Below are 6,502 nucleotides of genomic sequence, written 5' to 3' on the forward strand. Positions count from 1 at the left end.
CCAACACAAAATGCACTTGAGAACGTAATACCACGGTGGTGGGATATTCTAAAGTATCGTCTTCATGCTGACTGGCATCATGCAATTTTGCTGCTTGTTCGGCCGTGCAGTTTCTCGCCGCTAAACGAGCAACCTGTGGTTCGAGCAACATCCTCACTTGGATAATTTCAGGCAACGACATTTTACCCATTGTCAATAAATCTTGGCAGGCATTGCTTAAGCGCTCAAAGTTGATCTGCTTAACAAATGCGCCCCCGGTGGCGCCCTGACGAATTTCAACTAAACCACTCGCCTCGAGAATTTTGACCGCTTCTCTGACCACTGTGCGGCTGACCATAAACAGATCGATTAATTCCCGCTCTGAAGGAAGCTTATCTCCAGCTTTGTACCTACCGTCAAAAATGGCCTCTTTTAATTGCTGCCCAATTTCTGTTGATGCTCGTAGCTGCTTAACGGGTTTAAAAGTATTCAAATTATCATCTCGAATCAAAAAATAAGTTCAAATTTTAACACAAATCAAGCTGATAACTAAATATTCATTCGGTTAAGCCTGAGATGAATTCACTAACAATGCTCATCGATTTGAATCGATAACTCGCACTATCTTCCACACAAAAAACATATAACCAATCGATTTAAAAGCAAATTTATACGCAAGCACTCTGTTTAAGCGCTATCCCAGTGCCTAGCCAACTTTGTAATAAACCATTAGCTAAATTAGCGATTAAAAAGCACTCATTTTGTTGATCTAAATTACATCTTTGCGAATTTCGCAACCTAATTCTCACATTTTGAAAGATACGATTGCCGGCATAAGTTATACGTCATACATTTAACGAAAGACAATAACAGCGTGCTAAAAACCTAAAAATCGTTTTAGGCTACTAATACTAATAATAGGAAGAGATGATGATGAAAAAGTCTTATTTATCCTTGGTCGTGTTGTCAGCACTCGCGGTACCCGCAATCGCCGACACCACTATCGACAAGATGTTCAGTGAAGGCACAGTGAAAGGTGAATTACGTCTGTTAGACTTCACCAAAGATTTTGATGGGAACACCACCACCCAGCACACCACATCACTCGGCGGATTGTTTTATTACAACACCGCCAAAGTGAATGGCCTGAGTATCGGCACGAGCTTTGCCTCTGCAAATCCCATTTGGGTGAACGACTCAGATGCGGTTTATAACTTAGTCGGTCAAGATTCAAATGGCGATCACCAAAGTGTCAACCGTATGCAGGAATACTATGTTCAAGGTGACTGGTGGAATACCCAATTCAGATTGGGGGCCCAAGAGCTACGCACCCCAATGATGAATCCCCATGATATCCGCGCCATACCTCGAACCTTCCGTGGCTTTTCCGCTGAAAACCACAGTATCGACAATCTAACGTTATCAGCCCTCTATATCACCGACTCTATGGGATGGACCGATGCACGCTTTATCTCTGTCAGTGAGGCTGTAAAAGCGGAAGTCAAACGTAACACCGGCAAGGTCGTTGATGTAGAAGACAGCCCTATGTATGCAATCGGCGCTAAATATCAGCTGCCCTTTGACACGGTAAAAACACAAATCAACCTTTGGCAATACTATATGGAAGATGTGTTCCAACAGACCTATGCCAAGGTAAATCTTTCGACCCAATTGGGCAGCACTAATCTGTATTTCATCCCCTCCTACCTTAACCAACAAGCAACGGGCAATAAATCCGCTGGCGAACTGGATACGTATCAATATGGTTTCCATCTCGGGGCTAAATTGGCAGGCATGGATCTCACTTACATGTACGCCAAAACCGGTGACGATACCGTGCTGACACCATGGGGTGATGACAAGGTTGTGATCCAGCAGGTATACCAATCCGCACTCGCTGGTGAAGAAGTCAACGCCTTGAAACTGGAATACGACTTCGGCCAAGTCGGTGCTAAAGGCCTAAGCGCCTATGCCTTTTACGGCAACTATGACTCTCCCGAAAGTCTGAATGACTTTACCGAAACCAACTTTTCAGTGACCTATAAGTTTGGCGGAGCCTTCGAGGGCTTAGGTCTGAGAGCTCGCTATGCAATGGTTGATTTTGATCAGAAGGAAGATCTCAACGATCTCCGCTTATACCTGACTTACAAGTTTGCTTTAGGCCACTAATACGCGCGCTCCCCCTGCGCCTACCTACAGGGTGTATTAACGTCCTTTGGATACACCCCTTTTTTAGGCCTTTGTCACTTGGCGAGTCGTTTGCCAGTTTGATCCTTGGCCAAAACTTATGTCGTTATTCAGAGCGAATATTGCCTAACGATATAAACAACGGAGAAATGAAAATGAGTAAAAAACCCACAGAAATGGACCAATATACCGCCCATGTTTTACAGAATGGTCTATCACGCCGCAGCTTCTTAACCCGTGCCGCGATGGGTACTGGTGGCTTAGCGTTTGCGGGATTAACCGGCTCAGCCAGTGCTTCCCCAGTTTCCACACACGCACCGGAGTACGCCCAAATTGGCCATGCGACGCTTGAGTTTATGCCAAAGCCAAGAGCCATCCCAGACAGTGAAATTGCTTCGACGCAAACCTTCGATGTGGTTGTGGTCGGTGCCGGTGCTTCTGGCGTTCCAGCGGCATTATCGGCGGCAGAAAACGGTGCTAAGGTTGCCGTGCTGCAAAAACAGGCCATCCCTGTTGCTCAAGGTAACACGGGGTCTGGTCTGGATGTGAAAAAAAGCGATAAAGCGGGTGTTGAAGCGCTCGTCAATCGCTTAATGGCCGACAACGCCCACCGCAGCAATCCCGCACTACTGAGAAGCTGGGCCTACAACTCAGGTGAAGCGGTTTCTTGGGTAATTGATCGCGCTAAACAAGGCGGCGCCTCTGTGGTTGACCAAGGCACCAAACCACAGCACGGTATTAAAGGCATTACCGAGTACCCATTAGAGTTTGTCACCTCTTACTTTGGGCCAAAACCCTACACCGCGGGTGACGGTATGCGTGCGCTAGCTAAAACAGCCGAAAAAGCAGGCGTTAAATTCTTCTTTAACACGCCAGCTAACCAACTGATCCAAGATGCAACCGGGAAAGTGATTGGTGTCATCGCCCAAAATCGTGATGGTAAATATCATAAATTTATGGCCAAAAAAGGGGTGATTTTGGCCGCGGGTGACTACCAAAACAACAAAGCCATGTGCGACTTCTTCATCCCCGATCTGAAAAACTTCGAACGCAAGCAAATGGATCGTACAGGGGACGGTTTTGCCATGGCGTATTGGGCGGGCGGAGTGATCGAACCGGCTGGCCACACTAAGATGCTTCATGACTTTGACGCCGGCCCCGCCTCAATGTGTGATATGCCATTCCTCGTGGTAAATCGCAAAGGCGAACGTTTCGTCAACGAAGCCGTTGAAATGTCACTGATGAATAACTACCTACGTAGCGAAGCAGACCAAGGTTGTTACTCTCAGATCTTCGATTCTAACTATATGGAACAAGCCAAAAACTGGCCAGGTAAAGCCTATACACCTGAAGAATTGAAGAACTACATGCCTGAAGATCCTTCGGAGAAGAAAGGCGTCTTTCCATCACAAATCAATACCTTCGTAGCTAATACCTTAGAAGAGTTAGCGGTGAAATTAGGTTGCGATCCAAAGACCTTCGTGAAAAATGTGAACCGTTATAACGAGCTATGTAAAACCGGTAAAGACGAAGATTTCGGTAAAGCACCCAGCAAAATGGCTCCCGTGTTAAAGGCCCCCTTCTACGGTATTCACCGTCGCATGCGCCTATCGGCCATCACTTCAGGCGTATTAGTTAACGAAAACCATCAAGCCCTTGATGCAGATGGTAAGCCAATCGGCGGCTTATTTATCGTCGGCAACATGGGAGGAGGCTTCTACGGTGGTGTTGATTACCCATTAACCGTATTCGGTCTGTCATTAGGTCGTTGTTATACCTTCGGTTACTTAGCAGGTAAATATGTCGCCAAGCTGTAAGCCATGGCGTCATCAATAGTGGAGCCTGTACATAAGGCATCCTTCAAAATGAATAACGGAATCAAACCATGAAGAACTTAACTATTATGCTTTCACTGGCGTTAAGCCTATTTGCTGGCAGTGCCTTTGCCGCCGAGCAGTTACTCGACCAAACTCACATGGATAAAGGCCTAAAATGTACCAGCTGCCATCAAGGGGATACCCGTGAAGCAGTGCCTATGCTGAAATGCGTGAAATGCCATAACACCACCAAGTTAGCGGCTAAAACCGAGGATTTTAAACCCACAAATCCACATAACAATCGTCATTTCAGTACCGAAACTGACTGTGCCAAATGTCATCATGTGCACCAAAAATCTGAAAACTACTGTCAAGGCTGCCACTTAACATTTGATTTTGTAACACCGTAAACAGTCCTTTGTGAAAGTGAACAATTAACACCACCTCACCCCCTGCTGAGGTGGTTTTTTATTACAGCCTATTTCGAATAAAATCCAAGTTGTTATTTGTCAAAATCGCCAGTCACGCCCCGGTGTTATTCAAGGTTGTTATCGCGTTCTTCCAACAAAACAATTCACTGATATCCGCCATCGCAAATTACCTAAAAAAGCAAAACGCCAAAACGATTTGCCCACGATGATTGAAAACGCCAGCATTAAACTTAAAAGCTGCAACAATTCACCCTTATAAATTGTCAGGCTGTTGCCTATCTGTTCGACTCCTTTGGGGAGAATTTCAGCACTGCCTTCGCCGTTAAAACGAGGCGACACCACACCATAACTTAGGTCATTTTTTGACATCGCTAGCTTTTTTAATAAATACAATATGTCATACATATACATTCTTGAGATATGTGCTCTATATCGCCCTATCGCTAAAGAGTATCAGCTAATATGGCGACACATTTTACGAATAAAACCTGTTACACCATGATATATCGGCAATACATCAAACCGAATCTACAGCTAATACAAATCATGACGGTATCCATAATCGTCATGATATTTTCCATTAAAACTCAACTACTGGGTCAGTTCCCTGTACACTTTAGCATCACCCAACAGTTTCTCAGCGATATTGCGCCCAGTGCGATATTCATCTGTGCGCTTTTAGGGGTTGGCCATTATCTTGTTAACCAAAAGCTTAATTACTCACTCAGCACATCCAAGCTAAAGCTAAATCAAAAAATATTTGGATTAACCTTCTTATTGGGTTGTTCAAATTTATTGCTTTTTATAAGAACAGAAAGGCTAAAACTCACTCAACGTGATCGCTATATGATATTGTTGCTTGGCCTTAGCTCTGCGGGAGGAATTAGCTGTATTTCACTATCGGCATTAGGCATTCCAGTATATCAACTCCTGCTCGCCAGCTTGGTTTTACCCTCAGCTATTCTCATTCTTTCCATCCCCTTTAGTATTGGAAAATCGAGCCAACCCGCTCATTATACTGACGACAGTATTCACTCTGAATCATCGCCAAAACGTTTATCAGAATACCTCATGCAATATTTAGTTGGGGCTAGCAAACTTACCGCAAATAAAGCAATTACCATTATATTCTTTGAAACCATCAAAGACTCGGCATATAAATTTAATATTGACTGGAGCTATCTTACCTATTACCCACATTTACTATTGAAAAATTTAGGACTTAGCTCCCAGGCAGTAGACGTTATCATTCAGGCATGGATTGCAAAAACCTTAGCTAACAGAGAGGCTGCACTGATTGATGTCACTAATGCAGGAATATATGACGAACTATCCCTCGTACAACAAATGCTAATTCTCTCTTTGCTGATTAATATTGCAAGTGTGAGCGCATTTATCGTTATTGGTTTAAATATATTAGCCTTGTTCGGAAAGCAAGCTATGCCATACCTCAGGATCCTTCCAATTGCTTTTGTCATCGTTAATCTTGTCCCCATTCTACCTGTTATTGTCTATGCCCTATTCGTTCATTACTAAAAATTTGGTCCGTCGTGGTGTATCCGCATTAGCCCAAAGGCACGCCGCTGAAACACTATTGTAGCTGCTTGCACACATAATCTCTTCGGCGCGATTACATCCGCCAAATTGGGCTCACATTAATTTATAATAAGCGGGACCGCCGACTCACATTAACTGCCAATGGGTGCAAATTAACTAACAATGGACTTGCATTCATCTTGACGGACTCACATTAATTGCCAATAAATTAAACACAATTTATGCAGAAGGTATTATAGACTCAGAAACCTAAGTTGAATTCACCAATACTGCTCGCATTACCAATGAGTATGCTTGATTATACTGACGAATAATTTGCTATCAGAATTACTAGAATTATATGTTATAAAACATCCTTTAAATGAATTAATGGTATCTGTTACGTTATAGCTAGGAAGTGGAATTTCGTTGTAGTTTTCCCTTAACCAATCTGTGGCTAACAGATTTTCATGAGTGAACTGTAATAATTCTCCTGTATCACAACTTATATTGATGGTAAATTTAATGCTCTTATTTTTAACTGCATCACCA

At 43.6% G+C, this 6,502-nt stretch carries 7 protein-coding genes; 4 read left to right on the plus strand and 3 right to left on the minus strand.

Annotation, left to right across the window (positions count from 1 at the left end; genetic code table 11):
* Window positions 1-472: FadR/GntR family transcriptional regulator (locus ACRCZA_RS07715; RefSeq protein WP_438673872.1), on the minus strand; the 472-nt coding region annotated here is incomplete at its 3' end.
* A 437-nt stretch (window positions 473-909) separates the two neighbouring features.
* Between ACRCZA_RS07715 and ACRCZA_RS07720 the strand changes: the two genes are divergently transcribed.
* The 3 genes from ACRCZA_RS07720 to ACRCZA_RS07730 all read left to right on the plus strand — a co-directional run bounded on the left by ACRCZA_RS07720 (window position 910) and on the right by ACRCZA_RS07730 (window position 4,393).
* Complete coding sequence (locus ACRCZA_RS07720; protein WP_438673873.1) at window positions 910-2,148, plus strand: OprD family outer membrane porin; 1,239 nt, start codon at window positions 910-912, stop codon at window positions 2,146-2,148.
* Between the two features lie 173 nt (window positions 2,149-2,321).
* A complete protein-coding gene (locus tag ACRCZA_RS07725; protein WP_438673874.1) occupies window positions 2,322-3,983 on the plus strand; it encodes an FAD-dependent oxidoreductase in 1,662 nt (553 codons plus the stop codon).
* A gap of 68 nt (window positions 3,984-4,051) precedes the next feature.
* Window positions 4,052-4,393, plus strand: coding sequence for a cytochrome c3 family protein (locus ACRCZA_RS07730; RefSeq protein ID WP_438673875.1), 342 nt, complete (start codon window positions 4,052-4,054; stop codon window positions 4,391-4,393).
* 138 nt (window positions 4,394-4,531) lie between these two features.
* Here the strand turns inward: ACRCZA_RS07730 and ACRCZA_RS07735 are convergent, their stop codons facing one another.
* A complete protein-coding gene (locus tag ACRCZA_RS07735; RefSeq protein WP_438673876.1) occupies window positions 4,532-4,819 on the minus strand; it encodes a hypothetical protein in 288 nt (95 codons plus the stop codon).
* Between the two features lie 57 nt (window positions 4,820-4,876).
* On the opposite strand from ACRCZA_RS07735, the gene ACRCZA_RS07740 reads away from it, so the two are divergent.
* Window positions 4,877-5,950, plus strand: a complete 1,074-nt coding sequence (locus ACRCZA_RS07740) for a hypothetical protein (protein ID WP_438673877.1) — start codon at window positions 4,877-4,879, stop codon at window positions 5,948-5,950.
* A gap of 299 nt (window positions 5,951-6,249) precedes the next feature.
* On the opposite strand, the gene ACRCZA_RS07745 is transcribed toward ACRCZA_RS07740, so the two are convergent.
* The coding region (locus ACRCZA_RS07745; RefSeq protein WP_438673878.1) for a hypothetical protein at window positions 6,250-6,502 on the minus strand (253 nt) is incomplete at its 5' end.

Origin of the sequence: Shewanella sp., from assembly GCF_051658185.1 — a bacterium.
Taxonomy (GTDB): domain Bacteria; phylum Pseudomonadota; class Gammaproteobacteria; order Enterobacterales; family Shewanellaceae; genus Shewanella.